At 69.9% G+C, this 21356-nt stretch carries 16 protein-coding genes and 1 pseudogene; 4 read left to right on the top strand and 13 right to left on the bottom strand.

Annotated features, from left to right (window positions below):
• Window positions 1–692: 692 nt before the first annotated feature.
• The 7 genes from IF54_RS0125620 to IF54_RS0125650 all read right to left on the bottom strand — a co-directional run bounded on the left by IF54_RS0125620 (window position 693) and on the right by IF54_RS0125650 (window position 7712).
• The gene (locus IF54_RS0125620; protein WP_030322631.1) at window positions 693–1436 is read right to left on the bottom strand and encodes an SDR family NAD(P)-dependent oxidoreductase; all 744 of its coding nucleotides are present in this window, start codon (window positions 1434–1436) and stop codon (window positions 693–695) included.
• On the bottom strand, window positions 1433–2404 hold the full coding sequence (locus IF54_RS0125625) for a fumarylacetoacetate hydrolase family protein (RefSeq protein ID WP_030322632.1): 972 nt from the start codon (window positions 2402–2404) through the stop codon (window positions 1433–1435). Before IF54_RS0125625 ends, IF54_RS0125620 begins: the two co-directional genes overlap by 4 nt.
• A 108-nt stretch (window positions 2405–2512) precedes the next feature.
• Window positions 2513–3451, bottom strand: coding sequence for a VOC family protein (locus tag IF54_RS0125630; RefSeq protein WP_030322635.1), 939 nt, complete (start codon window positions 3449–3451; stop codon window positions 2513–2515).
• Between the two features lie 13 nt (window positions 3452–3464).
• Entirely contained in the window at window positions 3465–4463 is a 999-nt protein-coding gene (locus IF54_RS0125635) for an amidohydrolase family protein (protein ID WP_030322637.1), read from the bottom strand.
• Complete coding sequence (locus IF54_RS0125640) at window positions 4460–5596, bottom strand: FAD-dependent oxidoreductase (RefSeq protein ID WP_030322638.1); 1137 nt, start codon at window positions 5594–5596, stop codon at window positions 4460–4462. Before IF54_RS0125640 ends, IF54_RS0125635 begins: the two co-directional genes overlap by 4 nt.
• 170 nt (window positions 5597–5766) lie before the next feature.
• Window positions 5767–6729, bottom strand: coding sequence for a cyclase family protein (locus IF54_RS0125645; RefSeq protein ID WP_030322639.1), 963 nt, complete (start codon window positions 6727–6729; stop codon window positions 5767–5769).
• On the bottom strand, window positions 6726–7712 hold the full coding sequence (locus IF54_RS0125650; protein WP_030322640.1) for a fumarylacetoacetate hydrolase family protein: 987 nt from the start codon (window positions 7710–7712) through the stop codon (window positions 6726–6728). The genes IF54_RS0125645 and IF54_RS0125650 overlap by 4 nt, the downstream gene beginning before the upstream one ends.
• Window positions 7713–7831: 119 nt before the next feature.
• On the opposite strand from IF54_RS0125650, the gene IF54_RS0125655 reads away from it, so the two are divergent.
• A complete protein-coding gene (locus tag IF54_RS0125655; protein WP_030322641.1) occupies window positions 7832–8773 on the top strand; it encodes a LysR family transcriptional regulator in 942 nt (313 codons plus the stop codon).
• 190 nt (window positions 8774–8963) lie between these two features.
• Here the strand turns inward: IF54_RS0125655 and IF54_RS0125660 are convergent, their stop codons facing one another.
• The 3 genes and pseudogenes from IF54_RS0125660 to IF54_RS39770 all read right to left on the bottom strand — a co-directional run.
• Entirely contained in the window at window positions 8964–10235 is a 1272-nt protein-coding gene (locus IF54_RS0125660; protein ID WP_030322642.1) for an MFS transporter, read from the bottom strand.
• A 560-nt stretch (window positions 10236–10795) separates the two neighbouring features.
• On the bottom strand, window positions 10796–11203 hold the full coding sequence (locus IF54_RS0125665) for a hypothetical protein (RefSeq protein WP_030322644.1): 408 nt from the start codon (window positions 11201–11203) through the stop codon (window positions 10796–10798).
• A 415-nt stretch (window positions 11204–11618) separates the two neighbouring features.
• Window positions 11619–11920 (bottom strand): annotated as a pseudogene (locus IF54_RS39770) (response regulator); the annotation flags it as partial.
• A gap of 301 nt (window positions 11921–12221) precedes the next feature.
• Between IF54_RS39770 and IF54_RS0125675 the strand changes: the two are divergent.
• Window positions 12222–13004 carry an aminoglycoside adenylyltransferase family protein gene (locus IF54_RS0125675; protein ID WP_030322646.1) on the top strand — a complete coding sequence of 261 codons (783 nt, stop codon included), beginning with the start codon at window positions 12222–12224 and terminating at the stop codon, window positions 13002–13004.
• 410 nt (window positions 13005–13414) lie between these two features.
• Here IF54_RS0125675 and IF54_RS0125680 read toward each other — a convergent pair whose 3' ends face one another.
• The gene (locus IF54_RS0125680) at window positions 13415–15853 is read right to left on the bottom strand and encodes a non-reducing end alpha-L-arabinofuranosidase family hydrolase (RefSeq protein WP_030322650.1); all 2439 of its coding nucleotides are present in this window, start codon (window positions 15851–15853) and stop codon (window positions 13415–13417) included.
• A 624-nt stretch (window positions 15854–16477) separates the two neighbouring features.
• Window positions 16478–17677: an MFS transporter gene (locus tag IF54_RS0125685; protein WP_234439058.1), complete on the bottom strand. Its 1200-nt coding sequence runs from the start codon at window positions 17675–17677 to the stop codon at window positions 16478–16480.
• A 160-nt stretch (window positions 17678–17837) separates the two neighbouring features.
• Between IF54_RS0125685 and IF54_RS0125690 the strand changes: the two genes are divergently transcribed.
• On the top strand, window positions 17838–18404 hold the full coding sequence (locus IF54_RS0125690) for a TetR-like C-terminal domain-containing protein (protein ID WP_030322653.1): 567 nt from the start codon (window positions 17838–17840) through the stop codon (window positions 18402–18404).
• A gap of 554 nt (window positions 18405–18958) precedes the next feature.
• On the top strand, window positions 18959–20314 hold the full coding sequence (locus tag IF54_RS0125695) for a beta-1,3-glucanase family protein (RefSeq protein WP_030322655.1): 1356 nt from the start codon (window positions 18959–18961) through the stop codon (window positions 20312–20314).
• Window positions 20315–20789: 475 nt separating this feature from the next.
• Here IF54_RS0125695 and IF54_RS40565 read toward each other — a convergent pair whose 3' ends face one another.
• Window positions 20790–21356, bottom strand: coding sequence for a hypothetical protein (locus IF54_RS40565; protein ID WP_063754963.1), 567 nt, complete (start codon window positions 21354–21356; stop codon window positions 20790–20792).

Genomic DNA, 21356 nt, shown 5'->3' on the forward strand with positions numbered 1-21356 from the left:
CGGTTCGGTTCTTCAGGCGGACCGAGTCGACTGGATTTCGACCGTCGAACCGGTTCGCGTGAAGTGAAGGTAGGAGCAACTCGGGCGGGTGTCAACGCCTCGTGGTCGTTTTCTCGTAACGACGCGGAAACGTCGCCACCCAGGGATGTGTGTCCGTATTGCCTTGTTAAGCACCCGCTTATCGCTGCTTCCGGAGCGGATGCGAGGGTCAGCGCACCGAGTCGGCGCCCGCAACGATCGGCCGCGCTCGCCCCAGTGACCCGTGTCGAGACCGTTGCTGGCCAGATTCGCCGGTGCTACGTTTCGTCGAACCGGTTCGATGAATTCGGGCGGCAGAGCCCGACTCCGTAGGAGACGACAACGACGTGCGTCGGGGGTGACGTTCAATGAGCTTGCGCCAACTTGAAGTCGCAGATCGAAGGACCGGCGGGACCCGTTCTCGGGATGCTCACGCTGGTCGTCGGCGACTGTCTGCTTCGGCGGCTGGTCGACGAGTGACTCCCGAACGCGTGCCGAATTTGGCATCCACGCGAGACGGCACGCGTCCCCGAAGCGACCGTGTATCAGTTCGTGCCGACTACGACGCTCACACGATCGTGGCTGAGAGGAGGCTCTGTCGTAGAGCGCGCGTACCCGCTGCCCCGGTCACTGGAAAACCGCCTTGCCCACTACATCTCTTGAAACGCTAACGCTCAGTAGGTGCGTACGGCGTCCGAGATCGGCTTGGCGCCGCCGTGCGCGGTGAGGCCTCCGTCCACGGGGATCTCGGCGCCGGTGATGAAGGACGACTCGTCGGAGAGGAGGAAGGCGACGAGGGGGGTGATGTCGTCGACGGTTCCGGTGCGTCCGAGAGGTGTTCCTGCGAGGTTGGCCTCGCGGAAGGCGGGCGCGGCGGAAGAGGTCATCTCGGTCTCGATGTAGCCGGGGTGGATGGTGTTCACGCGGATGCCGCGTGGGCCGAGTTCCATGGCGGCGGTGGCCGACAGGCCGCGCAAGGCCCACTTGCTGGCGGTGTAGGCGACCGGGTAGTGGGCGGTCAGCGCCGCCGAGGAGCCGACGTTCACGACGGATGCCCCGGGGCGCATCAGCGGAGTGAGGTGCTGGATGCCAAGGAGGGGGCCTGTCACGTTGACCGCGTGGACACGGGCCATGTCCTCGGGGCGTACGGTGTCGAGGCGGGCGCGCCAGGTGATGCCCGCGTTGTTGACCAGGCCGTGTACCTGTCCGTACGTCTCACCTAGTTCGGCGGCGAGTTCGGCCCAGTCCTTCTCGCTGGTGACGTCGAGCCGGCGGCAGCCCGGGGCTTCGGCCACGTCGGTGGCGATGACCTGGGCACCCTCGCGGGTGAGGGCCTCGGCCTCGGCGGCGCCCTGGCCGCGGGCGGCGCCGGTGACCACGACGACCTTGCCGAGAAGCCTCTCCTGGTGCCGGGTCACGGCCGCTCCCGGGAGCGGCGTCGGCCGGTCGGCAGGGGCACCGGGGTGGCCCCGGCGACGACCGTGTTGGAGACGCTGCCGATGCCCTCGACGGTGAGGGTGACCGTGTCGCCGGGCTTGAGCGGGGGCGGGTCCTGCTCGCCGCGTACGCCCCACAGTTCGGCGAGGCAGCCGCCGTTGCCGCAGGTGCCGGAGCCGAGGACGTCGCCGGGACGGACGAGGGTGCCCCGCGAGGCGTAGGCGACCATCTCCTCGAAGGTCCAGCTCATGTTGGACAGAAGGTCCGTGCCGACGGTCTGGCCGTTGATGGACGCGGTGAGGGCGAGCCGCAGGAATCCGTCCTCGTCCCGGTACTTGTCCAGTTCGTCAGCCGTGACGAGGTACGGGCCCAGTGTGGTGGCGGTGTCCTTCCCCTTGCAGGGGCCGAGGCCCACCTTCATCTCTGCGGATTGCAGATCGCGTGCCGACCAGTCGTTGAGGATCGTGTACCCGACGATGTGGTCGCGGGCCTGCTCGGGTGTGAGGTCGCGGCCCTCGGTGCCGATCACGGCGGCCACTTCGAGTTCGAAGTCGAGCGCGGTCGAGCCGGGCGGCACGGGGATGTCGTCGTGCGGGCCGCACACCGCGTAGGGGTTGGTGAAGTAGAAGGTGGGGGCCGCGTACCACTGCTCGGGCACACCTGCGGCCCCGTCCACCGACCGTCGTACGCCCTCGACATGCTCCTCGAAGGTGACGAAGTCCCGCACGGTGGGCGGCTGGAGCGGGGGCAGCAGCCGTACCTCGGAGACGTGGGGGCCGGCGGGTGTGTCGAGCGTGGCGGAGCCCGCCTCCAGCAGCTCGGGTAGGCCGCCGCCCTGGGCGAGCAGACCGGTCAGGGAATCGACACCCGGGAGGGGGTAGAGGGTGCCGTCCTCCTCGACGACGGCCACCTGGAGTCTGTTGCGGTACTCGTACGCGGCGAAACGCATGAAGGTTCCCTGTCGGCGTGAGGGATGGGCGTGAAGGCCGGGGGCGCGGCGAGGGAGTCAGGGCGGTGACAGGGCCACCGCGCCCCCGGGGACTGAGGGCTTCGCCGGTCAGACCGGCGGGGCGACGAACACGCCGCGGTCGACGTCGTTGAAGGATTCCTTGGTGACCAGCTCGTTCATGGGGTTCGCGGTGCCCCACTGGTCGGTGACCTCGGGCTGGGAGAAGTCGTAGACGTGCGGGTGCCAGGTGTCCTCGTCCAGCAGCTCCAACTCCGTCGAGTACTCGACGGTGTTGCCGTGCGGGTCGAGGAAGTAGGTGAAGGTGTTGTTGCCGGCCATGTGCCGGCCGGGCCCCCAGATCTTCTTGAAGCCGGCGCGCATCACACGCCCGGAGCCGCGCATGTACTCGTCGATGCCGCGCATCTCGAAGGAGATGTGGTGCAGCGAGGTGTGCGGTCCCTTGGCGATGGCCATGGAATGGTGCTGGTTGCTGATCCGCATGAAGTGCATGACGTCGCCGATGTGCGGGTGGCCGAGGGTGTCGGACAGCCGGAATCCGAGGTGCTCCTCGTACCAGGCCCTGGTCTTGTCCAGGTCCGGGGAGTTGAGGACGACGTGCGACAGCTTGACCGGGATCGACTCCTTCTCCTCGATCTTGCGGTGCTGCCGTACCTCGACATCGGCGGAGACCTCGATGGTCCGTCCGTCGACGTCGAAGAAGCGGAAGCCGTAACCACCGCCAGGCGTCTCCACCTTGCCCGGCTGGGAGACCAACTGGACACCACCCGCGAGGAGTTGCTCGGCCAGTGTGTCGACGTCGGCGGCGCTCGCGGCGCCGTAGGAGACGAGGTCGAGGCGCTTCTCGTCGGCCTTGCGCAGCCGGACGACGTACTGCTCGGGACTGCCCTCGGCGGCGAGGAAGGAGATGCCGGAGTCCTCGGCGACCTTGGTCAGGCCCCAGGTGCCGGCGTAGAAGTCGAGCTGCTTGTCGTAGTCGGGCACGGCGAGGTCGACGTGCCGCAGGTGGGTGAGCAAGCGGTGGGACATGTGGGGGGCCTCCTCAGGCGAGGTCGAGAAGCGCGGCGGCGTTCGCGCCGCGTATGGCGTGGAAGTCGGGGTCGGGCAGCCGGGCGGCGCGCAGAGCGGCGACGGGGTCCTCGGTGCCCATGTCGAAGGCGTAGTCGGAGCCCAGCAGGACACGGTCCGCACCGGCCACCCGCACGAGCTCCCGCAGGACGTGCGGGTCGTGGACGAGGGAGTCGAAGTACAGGCGCTTGAGATAGCTGCTGGGCAGATGAGCGCAGCCGGTGCCCGCGTCGGAGCGGGCGGACCACGCGTGGTCGGAGCGGCCGATGTGGGTGGGCAGGTAGCCACCGCCGTGGGCGGCGATCAGCTTCAGGCCGGGGTGCCGGTCCAGCACACCGGAGAAGATCAGGTGCGACAGCGCGACCGCGTTCTCCACCGGCTGGCCCACGGTGTTGGACAGGTACCACTGGTCGAGGCGCTCGTCGAGCGTGCAGCCGAAGGGGTGCAGGAAGACGATCGCGCCTGTCTGCGAAGCGCGGGTCCACAAGGGTTCGTACGCCGGGTCGGACAGTTCGCGGCCGGGGGCGTGGCTGGAGATCTCGACACCCGACAGGCCCTGTTCCAGGGCGTGTTCGAGGGCGCGTACGGCCTGCTCGGGGTGTTGCAGGGGGACGAGGCCGAGCCCGTGCAGCCGTCCGGGGGCCTGGGCGCAGTGTGCTGCCGTCGCCTCGTTGGCGAGCCGGAAGACCTTCTCGGCGGTCTCCTCGTCCGCCCAGTAGTGGTAGTGCGAGGGGGAAGGGCTGACCAACTGCACGTCCACGCCCTGGGCGTCCATCGCGGACAGCCGCGCGGAGACGTCGGTCATCCTCGGGGCGCGCTCGCGGACCATGGGGCCGCTGACGGCGAGGGCCGCTGGCCCGTTGCGGCGGACGTCGAGGGCCCGGGCCTCGGCCAGTCCCGGCAGGCCCGCCACCAGGGCGTCGACCTCGGGCAGCAGGACGTGCGCGTGCACGTCCACGGTGGGTGTGCTCACGGCAGTTCCTTCAGGAGGTTCATGATGCGGGCGATGAGCCCGGGGACGTCGGCGTCACGCACGCCGTCGAGTTGCCACTGGCCGATCTGCACGGACGCCTCGACGACGGCCCGCACCCGGGGGATGCGGCGTTCGTGGAAGCTCTGGAGCAGTTCGCTGTCCCAGTCCCGTCCGCTGGTGAGCAGTTCGGCGAGGACCAGGGCGTCCTCCAGGGACTGGGCCGCGCCCTGGGCGATGGTGGGCGGGCAGCAGTGGACGGCGTCCCCGATCAGCACGACGCGGCCCCGGTGCCAGGACCCCTCCACCAGCAGCCGGTTGAACCAGGTGTAGTTGACCTTCGACGGGTCGGTGATGTGCCGGGTGATCTCCGGCCAGGCTCCGCCGTAGGCCTGCGCGAGGCGGCGCATCTCGTCGGCGTAGGAGGCCGTGTCGATGGAGGCGCGGTCGCGGCACTTCTCGGCGAGGAAGGCGTAGATGGTGGTCTCGCTGGTGGGGGTGTAGCCGGCGATGTAGGCCGGGCCGCCGTAGGCGAGGTCGCTGCGCTGCACGCTCTGAGGGCGGGGGGCGGCGATGCGCCAGATGGCCATACCGGTCGGCTCGGGCCTGTCGGTGATGCCGATCGCGGCGCGGGTGGCGGAGTTGAGGCCGTCGGCCCCTATGACCAGGTCGTAGTGGCCTTCGGTGCCGTCGCTGAAGAGGACGAAGACTCCGTCGGCGTCCTGTTTCAGGGTCTCGGCGGTCGTGCCCAGGCGGACCGTGGCGCCGCTGGCGCGGACCGCGTCGATGAGGATCTGCTGGAGCTGGGGGCGCTGCATGCCGAGGGTGGCGGGCAGGTCGTCGCCGCCGGTCTTGATGTCCTCGGCGACATGCAGCACGGTGCCGTCTGGGGTGGTGATGCCCAGCGTGCCGAAGGCGAAGCCGGAAGCCCTCACCTGCTCCCAGACGCCCAGTCCGCGCAGCACGCGCAGGGCGTTGCCCTGGAGGGTGATGCCGGAGCCGGTGGTGGCGTTCCAGTCGGGCTTGGCCTCGATGAGGTCGACGGTGATGCCGGCTCGGCGCAGCAGAACGGTCACGGCGTTGCCGGAGGCGCCTCCGCCGATGACGAGCACTCTTGGTGTCGGGCTGTCTGCCATGTCGGGATCCTCCCGAGATCGGGCCGCGCGGCTTCGGGCGGCAGGGTGCGGCTCGCCCGCCTGGAGAGCGGGCTGGTGTTGTGGTGCATCACCCGTGGGCGGGTGGAGCGGGTGGGGGCCGGATGCGCGGCTGCTGTCCGGGGAGTACGCATCCGGCCCGGCTCTGCGTGCTACTTGACGGCGACAGGGTTGACGGGGGAGCCGACGGCTCCGGTGATGGGCAGGGGGGCTGCGGTGAGCCAGAACTCGTACACGCCGTCACTCGCGCAGTCGGCGGCGAGGGCGTCGGGGTCCCACATCTCGCCGATCAGCAGGCCGATGTTGGGGATGGCGACCTGGTGCAGGGGCTGGAAGGCGTGGTCGAACTCGTTCGGCCGTACCTCGAACCCCCAGGTGTCGGTGGCGATGGCGGCGATCTCGCTCGCGTGCAGCCAGCCGGCGGTGGTGAAGGACAGGCCGGGGGAGTCTCCGCCCGCGTAGTCGCCCCAGCCCTCACGGCGGGCGCGTGTGAGCCGCCCGGTCCGTACGACGACGATGTCCCCGCGGCCGACGGCCACGCCGTGCGCCGCGGCCGTCGCGGTCAGGTGCTCCTCGGTGATCGCGAAGCCGTCGGGGAGTTCTCCGTGTTCGTCGCCGATCACCCGGCCGACGTCGAGGAGCACTCCGCGTCCGGCGACGTGCGGCGCCATGTGCTCGATGCCGGTGACGAGATCGCCGTCGGAGGTGACGACCTTCTCGGCCTTGCGCCCGTTCCACGCGTTGCCGTGGTCGAAGATGTGCCCGAGCCCGTCCCACTGCGTGGAGCACTGGAGCGGCATCGCGATCACGTCGTCGGCGCCGCCGATGCCGTGCGGGAAGCCCTGGTTGCCGAGGGCCGCGTCGGTGCCGGTGTCCAGCATGGTGTGCACCGGGTTGGTGCGCCGGCGCCAGCCCTTCTGCGGGCCGTCCATGTCGAAAGCCTGCGAGAGCGAGTGGCTCACGCCCCGGCGCACCAGGGCCGCGCCCTCGCGCCGCTTCGCCTCGTCCAGGAAGTTGAGCGTGCCGAGGACGTCGTCCTGACCCCAGCGGCCCCAGTTGGAGTACTTCTTGGCGGCCTCGGCGATCGCGCCCTCGGGATCCGTCCGGTCGATCATGCGTCCGCCTCCTCGGCGACACAGCGGGTGCGCTGAACGCCCAGCCCCGTGATCGAGCCCTCCATGACGTCGCCGTCGCGCAGCAGCCGTCCCCAGTGGATACCGTTTCCGGCCGGGGAGCCCGTGAGCACCAGGTCTCCCGGCAGCAGCCGGGCGGTCTGCGAGATGTACGACACCAGGCGGGCGACGCCGAAGAGCATGTCCTTGGTCGACTCGTCCTGCATGGTCCGGCCGTTGAGCTTCAGCGTCACCCGGAGCTCACCGGGGTCCGCGATCGATCCGGCGGGGACGATCCACGGGCCGAGCGGCGTGAAGCCAGGGGCGTTCTTGCAGCGCAGCCAGTCCGTGCCGATGGCCTTCATGTCCCGGCGGAAGACGGTGGCGCGGTCGGTGAGGTCGTTGGCGATCGTGTACCCGGCGACGTACTCCAGTGCGTCCTCGACGGAGACCCGGTGGGCAGGCTTGGCGATGACGGCCGCCAGCTCCAGCTCCCAGTCCGGCTGCTCGGCCCAGGCGGGCAGGACTACGTCGTCGTAGGGGCCGGCGATGGTGCTGGGCAGGCCGATGAACACGTACGGCAGGTCCTCCGCGGCCCGCCGGTCCATCACTGCGGCGATCTCCGCGCGTGCCTCCTCGGCCGAGCGCGGGTCGTCGGGGGAGCGGTGGGCGACCTCCAGGTCGATCACGTGCTGCCGGTAGTTGGCGCCGGACTGGAAGATCTGGCGGGGCTCGACCGGGGCATGCACGCTCAGGCCGTCGAGTGGCTGCCACTCCAGGGCGTCCTCGCCCGCCAGGACGTGCAGAACGGGAAGGATCTCCTCCCACCGTTCCAGCACGGTCCGCACATCGGCCGGACTCCAGGCCAGAACCTGGCTCAGGTCGAGCACCCGGTCCCGGACCACCAGGCCGGGAAACAGCCGCCCGTCAGGCGCGGAGAGCGTGCCGAGTGCGAACGGGCCGACAGGTTGCGCGAGCGTTGCCATGAGATTTCCTCCCGCTGAGTTGCGGTCTACTGTGACCGTCATGCGCAGATCGCGGAAATGAATCCTGTGGATGATGCAAATCCACGTGACAAATACCCTTGACCTCCAGGTGGTGCCCGGTGAACCTGTCCCGTCTCGACCTCAATCTGGTCGTCGCCCTGCGCGCCCTTCTGGAGGAACGCAACGTCACGCGGGCGGGTGAGCGCATCGGGCTCAGCCAGCCGGCGATGAGCGCGGCGCTGTCCCGGCTGCGACGCCATTTCGACGACGAGCTGCTCGCCCGGACCGGCAACTCCTACGAGCTGACCCCCCTCGGCGTGGCCCTGCGCGACCGCAGCGCGACCGCGTGCGACCTGCTGGAACGGGTCTTCACCAGCCAGGCCGACTTCGATCCGACAGCCGAGACCCGCGAGTTCACCCTGCTCGCATCGGACTACGGCGCGGCCGTGTTCGGGGCTGCCCTGGCCCGCGCCCTGCACCGCGAGGCACCCGGGATCCGGCTCGCCTTCCAGCACCCGGCGCCTTCCGTCGTGGAGAACACGGCGACCGTGCTGAGCACCGTCGACGGGCTGCTGATGCCCCACGGCGTGATCGACGGTCTGCCGGCGGTCGACCTGTTCAGCGACCGGTGGTTGTGCCTGGTCGCCGACGACCACCCCGAGGTCCGGGACGAGGTCACACTCGACCATCTGGCCCGGCTGCCCTGGGCCGTCTACCAGCGCCCCTACGACGCCCCGGCGGCACGCCAGCTCAGCATGATCGGGATCAGCCCCCGGGTCGAGGTGTCCGTGCAGACCTTCCAGCTGCTGCCGCACATGGTCGAGGGAACCCGCCGGGTCGCGATGATCCAGGAGCGGCTCGCCCGCCGGGCTGTCCGTGCCGCGGCGGTGCGTGTCCTGCCCTGCCCGTTCGAGGCCGTACCGGTGCAGGAGGCGATGTGGTGGCACCCCGTGCACGCACAGGACGCAGCCCACATCTGGCTGCGGCAGAAGGCGGCGGAGGTGGGGGCGACGTTGACAGCCGAGGGTGACGGCCTCAACGGGCTCGGGGAGGCTTCGTAGGGCGCTGCGCCGAGCTGACACGACGGGCTGGGGGGGGGGTTCGCAGACCGCTGCGCCGCGCTGGCACGACAGGCTCGGGGCGCCTCGCATGCCGCTGCGCCGCGCTGACACGACGAGGCCGTGATGTGCCGCCGCGACCTCGCGGTGGCACATCACGGCAGTTCGAACCGATCGCGCGTCCGTCAGATCGTCAGACCGCCTGCTTCGGAAGCGGCCGGTCGACGGCACCGCCGCGGTGGCGGGCCACATAGAGGCCGGCGGACACGAGACCGGTGGCCAGCCCGAGCACACCCACCGCGCCGGCGAGCGTGCCGACCGCCGACTCCCCGGCCAGCAGCACGAGCGGGCAGACGAACTCGCCGCCGAAGAAGGCCGCCGTCCACAGCCCCGTTCCCCTGCCGCGGTCCTCGAAGGCCAGCCGGGACATGGCGCTGGTGAGGAGGGCGGGCAGCAGCATGCCCGTGCCCACGCAGTTGATCACGCCCCCGACGACCAGCAGCGGCGCGTTGCCGGCCAGGAACATCACCCCGAAGCCGACCGCGCAGAGCCCGAGGACAGCGGGCAACATCGGGGCGGGGGCGCGCTTCAGCCGGGCGAAAGTGATGGCTCCGCCCACGGTGGCGGCGCTCGAGACCGCGGTGGCCAGGCCGATGACACCGGAGTTCTTCACCCCGAGGTCGTCGAGCAGATACGACATCTCGACCGGGACGGTGTAGAAGACCATGGCCCCGAAGAAGGTGAGGCCGCAGATGCCCCGCAACTGCCGCCACGGGAAGCTGCGCCGGACCTCCACCTCTGCGGGGAGCTCGTCGACGGCGGCGCGGGACGCCGGGTGGGGCAGAGCGGTCGCCATCAGCGGGGCGAGCACCAGGCTCACGGCGTACACCCAGAAGGGCACCCGCCAGCCCGCCGACCCGGCGGCACCGCCGATCACGAAGAAGACGGTGGCCGACGCGGAAGCGCACATGGTCTGTAGGGCAAGGTACTTCACCCGCTGTGCGCCGCTGTAGTAGTCGCCGATCAGCGTGGTGCAGCACGTCATGATGGCGGCTTCGGCGATGCCGACCAGGGCACGGCTGGCGACGATGGCGCCGAGGGAGTCCAGATAGAGCGGGGCCGTACCGAACACGGCGTACAGCAGAGTCGTCACGATCAGCAGGCGTTTGCGGCCCAGCCGGTCGACGATCACTCCGGCGAAGGGCGCCAGCAGTGCCAGCGCCAGCGCCGGAACGGTCAGCGCCAACGGCACCAGCGCCTTGGCACCCGGCGTCGACTCGAAATGGTCCTGCATCTTCGGCAGCACCGGGGCGATCAGCACCGCCCCGAGGATCGGCAGGCAACTGCCCGCCATCAGCAGGGTCACGCGCAGCAGATGGGCCGGTCCGGAGGCAGCGACGGGCGGCGACGCCACATCGTCGACCGCGGTCGACGATGTCGCGGACGGCGGGACGGAACCAGGCATGGCTACTCCAGGGGACGGCGTACGGAAGCGGACACGGCCTCGGGGGCACCGACGGCGCACGGCATGTGGGGGAGTGGCCGCAGGGTCGGCCACTGATCCGGACAGCGGCGTACGAGTACGTGCGGGTCGGGACGACTATGGGTCGCCCGCGGCGCTCCTGCCATCCCCTGAGCGATCCGAATCCCGTATTCGGGCCATTCACACGGTGGATGACCATGGGACGGCGCTGTTCAGTGGATGCGCGAGAGGGGTATCAGGGTGAGCGTTACCTGCTGGGCGGAGCGGCCGCAGGCCATGTGGCTTGCCGACCGCGCGCTGAACCTCGGCCGAGAGAGCGAGGTAGAGCTGTTTGTACGCGAGCAGGGAAGTTCCCTGGGCGCAGTGCGCGGTGAGGAAGCGGCGGTTGTGCAGCAGCAGGTGCATGTCGGCCGGGTTCGCGGCAGTCGGCCGGTTTCGCGGCACTGGTCCGGGCGCTCCAGTGGTGGAGCGCCCGGACCAGCGGGTGGGCGGGGTCGGCGCACCTGCGCGACACGGCCGCGTGAGAACCCTGCGGTGGCCGGTCAGGTCAGCAGGGTCACCGAGTAGTCGAAGGTGGTGCCGGTGACGGTGTACGTGGCCGTCTGACCGTTGTCGCAGTAGGAGACGTAAGAGCTGCCGAACTCCTTGGTTCCAGCGACCGCGTCGATGTAGGGGTGGACGTCGGTACCTTCCGGCCAGGAGGTGGTGGACAGGTCGATGACCCTGGTCTGGTTGATCGGGTATTCGTCGGTCGGGGCGGACTGCTCGCCGGTGCGGGCGGTGGCGGCCCAGGAAAGGACGAAGCCGGCGTTGTTGACGACGGCCACCTTCTGCACGCAGGGCTGGGCCTGTGCGGGGGCCGCCGCTGCGGTGACCGTGGGCAGGACGGCCATGGCCGTCGCGCTCGCCAGAATCGCGGCCGAGCGGCGGTGTAACCGGGTCCGGTTCATGATCGAAACTCCCTTCCGGCCGGGGCCTTCCCAGCCGGCGATTGCCGTGTTACCCGACGAGTCATCAGGAAACCTATGTGGCTGAGGAGTTGAGAGTGACCTATCGCTCAGAGGGGGACGTCGTTTGCTGTTCTTGATCCGCCTGTGTGGTCGTTGCGATTGGTCGCGGAGCAGCCCGGCGTTCGCAGCGCCGGTCGGGAGGCACGCCCGGTGCTAGGCGTAGTCAGAGAAGAGCCCAGCTCCTGCGCGAAAGACTCCCACTGGATGACGGTGTGCAGGTCGAACCGCGCATCGTTGACGCGTCACTTCGTGGGAACTTTCATTCCGAACAGTTTTTCCGCATTTCGGAACGCAATCTTCTCCTTGGCTTCGCGTGGCATTTCGACTCCCCGGAACCAGTCCGTTTGGGTTTTCAGTCGTCGGCGCCCGCGTCCAGCCCGGTGACCCGGTCGGAGACCTGGTCACGGGCGGTCAGCATCAGCACCGGCAAGTCGCGCCCCGCGGCCCGCAACCTCCGACAGGTCTCCACCCCCCCCCGAGGCGGGGCATCATCACGTCGAGGATCAGCAGATCCAGCGTGTCGCCGTCGGCCCCCACGACCCCGTCGAGCACGGCGAAACCGTTGGCGACGGTGCTCGTGTCATAACCCTCGACCTGGAGCACCCGCTCCAGCGACTCACGGATGGCCGCTTCATCATCCGCGATCATGATCCGCACGCAGGCCCGCCCCCCTTCCAGTCGTTGTTTTGCCGCTCATTGTCTTCGATCAACCTGAGGCGAGGCTTAGAGAGTTGCTGGGGATCGCGCTCCTATCGGCTCTGATTGGCCCTGACAAGGCTTCTGGACGTGGCGGCCCACTCGTCGACTTGCAGGTGAGTTGGTCGATTAGGGTCTGTTGCCAAAGTGCCGGTCACCGCCACTCGTTGACGGGCGCGACCAGCAGAGTCGCCTGGCGGCGGACCGCGAGCCGACCCGTACTCCCGTGCAGCCGGACCGGACGACGAGAGACACTGGCGCGGTGGATCAGCTTCAGGAGATCGTGGGATTGACCAGCGGCGTGCTGGGTGGGGATGCCATCGGCGCCTATCTTCACGGGTCTTCCGTGCTCGGTGGCCTCAGGCCGGCCAGCGACGTGGACGTGCTCATCGTCTCCCGGCGGTCGATGAACGAGGGTGAGCGACGAGCGCTCCTCGGTGGCCTGCTCGGGATCTCCGGCTCCCGTAACATGGTCCGCCCGGTCGAGCTCACCGTGGTCGTCCAGTCCGAGGTCCAGCCATGGCGATACCCTCCGACCTGCGACTTCCTGTACGGCGAATGGCTGCGCGCCGAGTATGAGGCCGGGGAGGTCCCCCAGCCGGAGCCGATGCCCGATCTGGCCCTGCTGATCACGATGGCGCTGACCGGAGACCACCCTCTCATCGGCCCGCGGCCGACACAGGTTCTCGACCGCGTCCCGCAACCCGACCTGGTCCGGGCAAGCGTGGCGGGCATCCCCGACCTGCTCGACAACCTGGAGGGCGACACCCGCAACGTCCTACTGACCCTTGCACGCATCTGGACCACGCTCGCCACCGGCCAGATCAGGTCGAAGGAAGCCGCCGCCGACTGGGCCCTCGCCCAACTCCCTCCCGAACATCGCCCCGTCCTCGAGCACGCCAGGAACCTCTATCTCAACTGCCGGTACTCCGAAGAGAGCTGGAGCGAGGCGTTTCGGGCGCAGCTGCGTCCGCACATGGACCGCGTGCTCGCCGAGATCGACCGATTGAGCCCACGGAGCCGAACACAGGACCCCGATTCCTGAGGCCCTGATCACTGAGAGTGTTGCGAAAGTCTCCGGGATCGTGCAGCCGATCCCGCGTCTTCGCAGCTAGGTCCTGGTAGCGCCGGAGCCGTACGCCTTGTCCGCACGGACCCTGTCCGGCTTGGTGCGCGGCCGACCCGGACCCGTGCGGGGCACCGGATGCCCTCCAGGACCGGCTGGAACTGCGGGCTGACGTGGCGCTGGCCAGCGGTGAAGAGCAGCGAAGGTGGCTTCTGTCCCTGCTTCACGGCCAGGGCTCGTGATGGTAGGTCCGGGCGACCGGTGAGTCCACGGTGATGTCCCACGTCATCAGGACTGCGCGTTGGCCTCTGCCTGCCAGCAGTAAACAGAGGAACCCCGGCCGACGCACGGCCGGGGTTCCCCGAGGTGGTGAGTGTTGGCCGGGCGGCTCAGCGCTGAAGGGTGAGGATGCCCGGCCGGTAGGGCAGGTTGTCGTAGGAGGTGTTCGGCGGTGTGTCGGGGGACTTGCCCTGGTAGAGGAATTGCAGGTTGCAGGGGTCGATGGTCATGGTCTGGTCGGGGTTGCTGCGGACCAGGTCGCCGTGGCTGATGTCGTTGGTCCAGGTGGCGCCGCTGTTGGCCTTGCCCGCGAAGGGGTTGGACTCGGTGGCGGCCTGCGGGGTCCACGGCCCGTTCAGGCTGGTGGCAGTGAAGGATCGGAAGTAGCGCTGCTCGCTCGCCCCCCGCGCCTCGACGATCATGAGGTACTGGTTCTTGCCCTGGACCTTGTAGACCTGCGGCGCCTCGAACAGGTTCTTGACCGTGTCGCTCATGACCGTCGTGTACGACGAGCCGAAGCTCCCCGGGAAGTTCCCGATCGGCATGCTCGCCCGGTAGATCTTGCCGTTGTCACCGGCGAAGAAGAGGTACATGTTCTTGTCGTCGGCGATCAGGGTCTGGTCGATCGGGCCGGTGCCGGAGTCGGTGCGGGGGATGCTGCCGGTGAACAACTGCTGCGGCGCGGACCAGCCGTTGGGGTCGGTGGGGTCGCTGGAGGTGCGGTAGCTGAAGGGCCACGGGCCCCACTGGTACGCAAGCACCCAGATCTTCTTGGGCGCGAAGTAGAACAGGGTGGGCGCCACCGCCTTCTGGCTCATGCCGGTCTGGCGGGCCGACGCCATGTCCGACCAGCTCGTGAAAGGACTGAACATCATCGAGCCGTAGGCCGATCCCGAGGAGTTCGACCCGTAGACCAGGTGCTTGCCGTCGTACGACACGGTGGTGAAGTCCTTCAACGAGGCCCACCCGTTCGCCGGCTGCGCCAGGGCGCCCGTCGAGGTCCATCGGTACGACGACGGAAGGGCACACGTGTCGCTCTTCGGTGCCGCGGTCGGCTGGACGTTCCAGCGTTGGTTGGCGCCGCCGTTGGTGTCCCAGATCTGGGCCGGAGTGCCGTTCGCGGTGCGACCGCCGGGGAGCTCCAGCGCCCGGCCGCTGGCGACGTTGGTCAGCGTGTAGGAGCCGTCGCCGTTCTGGCGGGCCTTCCAGTGCTGGTGGGCGCCACCGTTGGCGTCCCAGACTGTCATTCTCGTCCCGTTGGCCGTCCGGTTGGCCGGCTCGTCCAGTACCCGGCCGCTGGCGACGTTGGTGAGCGTGTAGGAGCCGTCGCTGTTCCGTACGACCTTCCACTGCTGGTTGGAGGCCCCGCTGGCGTCCCACACCTGGAGCGGGGTGCCGTTGCCGTTCTGTCCCGCGGGTTGGTCGAGAACGCGTCCGGCGGCCGTGTTGGAGAGCGTGTAGACGGTGCCGGAGGTGAGGCCCCCGGCCTGCGCGCCGCTGCCGCTGCCGCTGCCGCTGCCGCTGCCGTCGCCGGTGCCGCCGCCGGTGCTGCCCGTGCCGCCGAGAGCGGTGAGCACAGCACTGTAGGCGGGCTTCTTGTTGCCACCCGCGTCGAACAGCAGCGCGTTCTCACCGGTGCGCCAGGAGTCGCTGTCGCGGATGCCCCACACCGTGATACCCGTGCAGCGTGCGACCTCGAGGCAGTCCTGGACGGCGTTGGTGTACGCGGTGGCGGACGCCTGGGCGATGTCGAGCTCGGTGATCTGCACGTCCACGCCGAGCGCGGCGAAGCCGGACAGGGTGGTGCGGAAGCCGGCGGGCGGGCCGCCGGCACCGAAGTGGCTCTGGAAGCCGACGCAGTCGATGGGCACGCCGCGCGCCTTGAAGTCCTTGACCATGCGGTAGACGCCTTGCGTCTTGGCATCGGTCCAGTTCTCGATGTTGTAGTCGTTGTAGCAGAGCTTGGCGGAGGGGTCGGCGGTCCGGGCGGTGCGGAAGGCCTCCTCGATGAAGCCGTTGCCCAGGACGTCCTGGAACACCGAGCTGCGATGCTGCCCGCTGCCGCCGTCGGCGAACGCCTCGTTGACCACGTCCCAGGCGTAGATCTTGCCCTTGTAGTGGGCCATCTCGGTGGTGATGTGGTTCTTCATCACATTGCGCAGGGTGTTGGCGTCGGTGATGGACTTGACCCAGCCGGGCAACTGGGAGTGCCAGACCAGGGTGTGGCCGCGCAGGCGCTGGCCGTGCGCGGAGGCGTGGCTGACGATCGAGTCGGCGGCGGCGAAGTTGAACGATCCGCGGGAGGGTTCGGTGGCGTCCCACTTCATCTCGTTCTCCGGGGTGATCATGTTGAATTCCCGGTCGAGGATGGTGGAGTACGTGGAGTCGCCGAGCCTGCCCGCGGCCACTGCCGTCCCGAAGTAACGGCCGCTGCCGGCCGCCGCGTCGGCGACCGTGGTCGGCGTGTGGGCCTCCGGCGTGCGTGCGGCCAGGGCGACCAGCGGTACGGCGGCCCCCGCGGCGGCGAGGACCACGGCGGCGGCGATCACGCGGCGGGTTGCCGGACGGCGGCGATGAGAGCGGTTCTGATCTGGCAACGGCCTGTCTTTCTTGCGCGGTGGGCCATGCTCTGGGACCCAGTTGCCTGCCAGTTGCCGTAACGGGCACAAAGGTTGCCGTGATCGGGGAGAATTTGTGGCCCGCAGGCCAAGGGAAGGTGCCTTACGTCGCTGACCTCGACGCTGATGGGCCCCGAGGCAGGTGCGGTTCACCTGGTCCCGACGCCGGGGCGATATCCAGGTCGCGGCCTGCCGCGTCGGCTCCGGCCCTGCTGGCCGGTGACGCCGGGAAGCCGGTTGTGTCGCGGGCCCGGGGCGTCCAGGCCTCACCCACGCCGTCGTTGCGTGACACCTTCATGCCGTTCATGGACGGCATGCACGCCCTCGTGAGCCACGGCCGGCCCTGCCAGTGTCCAGCCCTCCGCGGTCACCTCGGCGCGCACCTCGCCCGGGGCTACCGGCTGCCCGCAGTGGGCGCAGGCGGGTCAGCCAGTAGCCCGTCGTTGCGCGGGTCGTCGGGCAGCGGGCGGCGCTCCAGGAGAGAGCCTGCGTGTGCTGCACACCGCGGTCGCCGCGGGCCCGAGCGAGCCGCGGCGACCGGTTTCGGGCTTCTCCCTACGCCTGGGGGAGGCCCGCGGGTGCGGCGGGGCGGGTGGCGCGCAGGCGCTGGGCGAGCAGGGCGAGGGCGCAGAGGGCGGCGACCGTTGCCGCGTAGGTGACGAAGGTGTCCTTCAGGCCGGCGTGGGTGGCGGCGATGCCGGCGATCACGGCCGGGATGCTGAAGGCCAGGTAGGAGATGACGAAGGCGACGGAGAGCAGCTCGCTGCGTTCGGCGGGTCGGGCTATGCGGGCCAGGGTGCCGAAGCTGGCGAGGGCGGATCCGCCGAAGCCCACGCCCGCGATCGCGGTGCCGGCCGCGGCCGCGGTCAGGGAGTGCTCCTCCACGCCGGTCAGGGCGACGGCCGTGCCGACCAGCAGCAGGATCGCGCTCACGGCGAGGGTGCGGGCGACGGGCCAGCCGCGCAGGGCGAGAGCGGTGAGGAAGGCCGGGCCGGTGAGCAGGGTGACCACGAGTCCGCCGACGACATGGCTGGAGAGCCCGAACAGGCCGACGGCGACGGACGGGCCCAGGGAGAGGTAGAGGCCGCCGAGCGCCCAGCTCGCGATGAGGATCGGGACCAGGCTCAGCAGGTCGGCCCGCAGGTGGCCGGCGATGCGCAGGCGGGGTTGCAGGGAGCGGACGGCGCCGGGGCGGCGCAGCGAGGTCTCGGGCAGGGCCGACAGCAGGGCGCCCGCGATCACGAGGGCGAGGAGCAGCAGGACGTAGACGAGGCGGGTGGGGTGCGGGCCGTACTCGACGAGCAGTCCGCATCCGAGCGAGCCCAGTCCGAGTCCGAAGGTGGGCGCGGTGCCGGTGACGAGGCCCGCCCGGTGCGGGGCGTGTGTGGGGTTGAGGTCGGACAGGGCGGCGCCGAGTGTGGTCATGGCGGCCCCCGTGGCGATGCCCTGGATGAAGCGTGCCGTCAGCAGGAGGCCGACGTTGCCCGCGGTGAGGAACAGGAACATGGAGACGGCTTCGAGGGTTGTCGCGGCCAGCAGGACCGGGCGGCGGCCGAGGTGGTCGGAGAGGGCGCCGAGGACAAGCAACGCCCCGATCATGCCGAGCACGTAGACGGCGAACACCGTGGTGAGGGTGGTGGCGGAGAAGTGCCATTCCTGCTGGTAGACGACGTAGAGGGGGGAGGGCGCGCTGGAGGCCGCCATGAACAGCACGAAGACGACCGCGAGTGAGGCGAAGGCGACGGGGCGGCTCAACTGTCGTCGCCTCTCCTGCGATGGCGCCGGGCTGCCGGTGGGCGGCGAGGCGGGCTGGACCTGGGACGGGGCGGGACCGGACACGACGCGACTCCAAAAGCAGTGATCGATGCGTTTAGGACGCTACCACTAACGCAACGATCAGTGCGATAATTTCCCCATGGCTGACTCGTCGACCCAAGTACGTCCCGGCGGCCGCTCCGCGAAGGTGCGGGCGGCCGTCCACCGCGCCGTCGCGGAACTCCTCGCCGAGGAGGAGGCGGAGACCCTGACCCTGCCCGCGGTGGCCACCCGCGCCGGCGTCCATCCCACCACCCTGTACCGGCGCTGGGGATCCACCGCCCAGCTCCTCAACGACGTCGCCACCAGCCGCTTCACTGACGACCTGGTCGTCCCCGACTCCGGCTCCCTCGAAGGCGACCTCCAGCGCTGGCTCGCCGATGTGGCCACCGACGTCGCCGACCCGGACACGCTCGCCCTTATGCGGGCGACCATCGGTTCCGGTCCGGCGGGCGGCTGTGCCTGCGTCGAGGACCGCCACCGCCAGCTCGGCGCGATCATCCGACGCGAACGGGAACGCGGGGGAGCGGCACTCGATGTGGAGAGGGCGGCGGACTTCCTTCTCGGCCCGCTCTACTACCGCGCCGTCTTCACCGCCGAGCCCGCCTCCACCGACTGGGCCCGCACCCTGGTGTCCACGTATCTGGCGACGCTTCGGACGTCGTGAGCCGTATGTGAGGCGCGGCGGCGCGGCGAGGCGGATGCAGCGGCGTCTCGCCCTGGCGGCCCCGTCGGCGTGAGGGCGGCACCGCCGGGCCAGGCCCCAATGCACGGTATGTACTGGCGCGATGGCCCGCTTCGCGCTTACGGCAGGAGCACGCCGCGTTCGGCTGTCGCAGCTCGGGAAGTCGCGTTCCGGCGGATGCGTCGGCCGAGGGGACAGGGCTCGCGGGGACAGTCGTAGAGTGACCGGCCGTTCGACGAGTACATCCACAGCCCACGCATCGGCGTTACGGAACAGTCAGGTCCAGACCGGAAGCGTCAAAGGATGTAAGGACGGACCAGCTGAACCCGCTGAACGCATCGGAAGACAAAGGTGCCGTATGCGTCGAGCCGGGCACCAGCGCTGCCGTCAGGCCTTTCTTGCCGTGGGGTCGGAACCCGACTGTCTTCGGCTTCAGTTGTTGACGGTTGACACGGATGGGACTACAACCCGAGAGAGCGCTCTCACGTCTGCTGTTGCTCCACCCCCACACACGCCGAACCGGCTAGGAGACCCGCATGCAGAGTTCCGTCAGCGCACCCCTCCACAGACCACCCAGCGGTGTCACGCGCACCCGCGTGGCCCTGGGCCTGGTCGTCATCCTGATCGCCGCCTTCTTCGCGGCCCTGGCACCGTCACCCGCCCACGCCGCCGACCAGCTGCTGTCCCAGGGCAGGCCCGCCACCGCCTCCTCGACCGAGAACGGCACCTTCCCCGCGAGTGCCGCGGTCGACGGCAACACCGGAACCCGCTGGTCCTCCGCCTTCGCCGACCCGCAGTGGATACGCGTCGACCTCGGATCCGTCCAACAGCTCAGCCGCGTCAACCTCGTCTGGGAAGCCGCCTACGCGACGGCCTTCCAGATCCAGACCTCCACCGACGCCAACACCTGGACCACCGTCTACTCCACCACCAGCGCCACCGGCGGCACCCAGAACGTCACCGTCTCCGGCAGCGGCCGATACGTCCGCCTCTACGGCACCGCGCGGGGCACTCCGTACGGTTACTCCCTGTGGGAGCTCCAGGTCTACGGCCCCGGCGGCAGCACACCGCCGGACGACTTCTGGGGCAGCACCGGCGACATACCCCCGGCGAGCAACGCCGTCGAGGTCAAGATCCTCAACCGGACCAACGGCAAGTACCCCGACAGCCAGGTGTACTGGAGCTTCAACGGGCAGACGCACTCCATCGCCGAGCAGCCCTACCTCGACATGCCGGCCAACTCCGCGGGCCGCATGTACTTCTACCTCGGCTCACCCAACGGCCCCTACTACGACTTCATCGAGTTCACGGTCGGCAACAACGTCTTCAACGGCAACACCACCCGCGTCGATGCCTTCGGCCTGAAGCTGGCGATGCGTCTGCACACCAAGGACGGCTACGACGTCGAGGTGGGCGAGAACCGGCAGACCTTCGCCGAGGACCGCGCCACCACCTTCCAGCGCTTCACCGACGCCGTGCCGAACGAGTTCAAGGTGCTGGCCCGGACCCAGGCCCCGTACCGGATCATCGCCCCCGGCAGCGACCCCAGCTTCCGCGCGGGGGGCGCCAACGCGAACTACTTCACCTCCTACGCCCAGTCCGTCGGCGTCAACGCCGCCACCTCCGACATCTTCGGCTGCGCCGCCTCCCTGGCGGGCAACCCCGACATGTGCGCCGCCCTCAACCGCCACGTCGCCACCCTGCCGGCATCCCAGCAGTCCGACCCGGCGCGGTTCTACCAGGCGGCACCGGCCAACTACTACGCGAAGTTCTGGCACGACAACGCCATCGACCACCTCGCCTACGGTTTCCCCTACGACGACGTTGCCGGCCAGTCCTCGTTCGTCTCCCACGCCAACCCGCAGTGGCTCCTGGTCGCGGTCGGCTGGTAGCCGATCCGTCGACGCGAACGCCTGACACCTCGATCCGATGACCGATGCGTCCGGCCGGGCCCCCCGGCCCGGCCGGACGCACGGGGTGGGAACCACCGGGGTGGCCCGACTGAGGTCGGGTTGGGCCTTGGGCTTCCGGTGCGAGCCGCCCGACGCTCGCCGTGGTCGAACCGAGCACCGCTGTCTCGCAAGTCGGTGGCGACCGGCTCGTCGAGGACTGCTTTCCTGGCACTGTCGCCGGCGGCGCGAACGACCTGGGCGGCGTGCACGAAGTGCGCCGGGTGATCCTCGACGCGGACATGCTCCCTTGGTCGTGGCGGCGGCGGAAGGCACCCCGACCCGGGCGGTGCCCCGGTTGGCGTGCAGCGCACTTTCGCCACCGACCGGTCGCCCCTACTGGCAGGAGCGCCCGTTCCTGCCACCGACGCCTACGGGCCCGGCTCGTGCCCCCGTGTGCACTCGTGGAGAAGGCGTCTCATTGTCCTGGGCGCGCACGGCCGCTCCTGGTGCGGCGCCGGGCGGTGCGTGGGTACGTGATCGCGACAGTGAGTGGCAGGCCGACGGCGACGGTCGGGGCAGCGGTCAGCGCCCAACCCCGGCCCCGGTCGGACGCTGAGGCCAGGGCCACTACGGCAGTGACCGTGGTGGCGACCAAGCCGCAGCCGAGGAGAGCGGCGACGGCGTATCGGGAGAGGTGCTGGCTCCGGCCGTGCTGAGGCCGGCCGGGCGCCAGTGTCACCCAGTGACGGGTGATGTCCCGTGTCTCGTGGCGATGTTGTGCGGCGGCGCGGATCCGCAGAGCAACCGTGACGGTGGCACCGGCCGCCGCCATGACCCACGTCGGCCGCCACGGCACACCCCACAAGAGCAGTACGGCGATGACAGCGAGAGTGGTCCAGCCCGTCAGGCAGGCCGCCGCCGCGGTCCGGCGGGAGTCCGGCCGGTCGGCCCCCGCGCGCAGATCGGCGAGAGCTGGGAGGTACCAGACGTTGCCGGCCGCGGTCACCAGCGCGACGCCAAGGGACACCACGGGCTGAGCCAT

The organism is Streptomyces sp. NRRL B-3229 (genome assembly GCF_000719505.1).
GTDB lineage: Bacteria > Actinomycetota > Actinomycetes > Streptomycetales > Streptomycetaceae > Streptomyces > Streptomyces griseorubiginosus.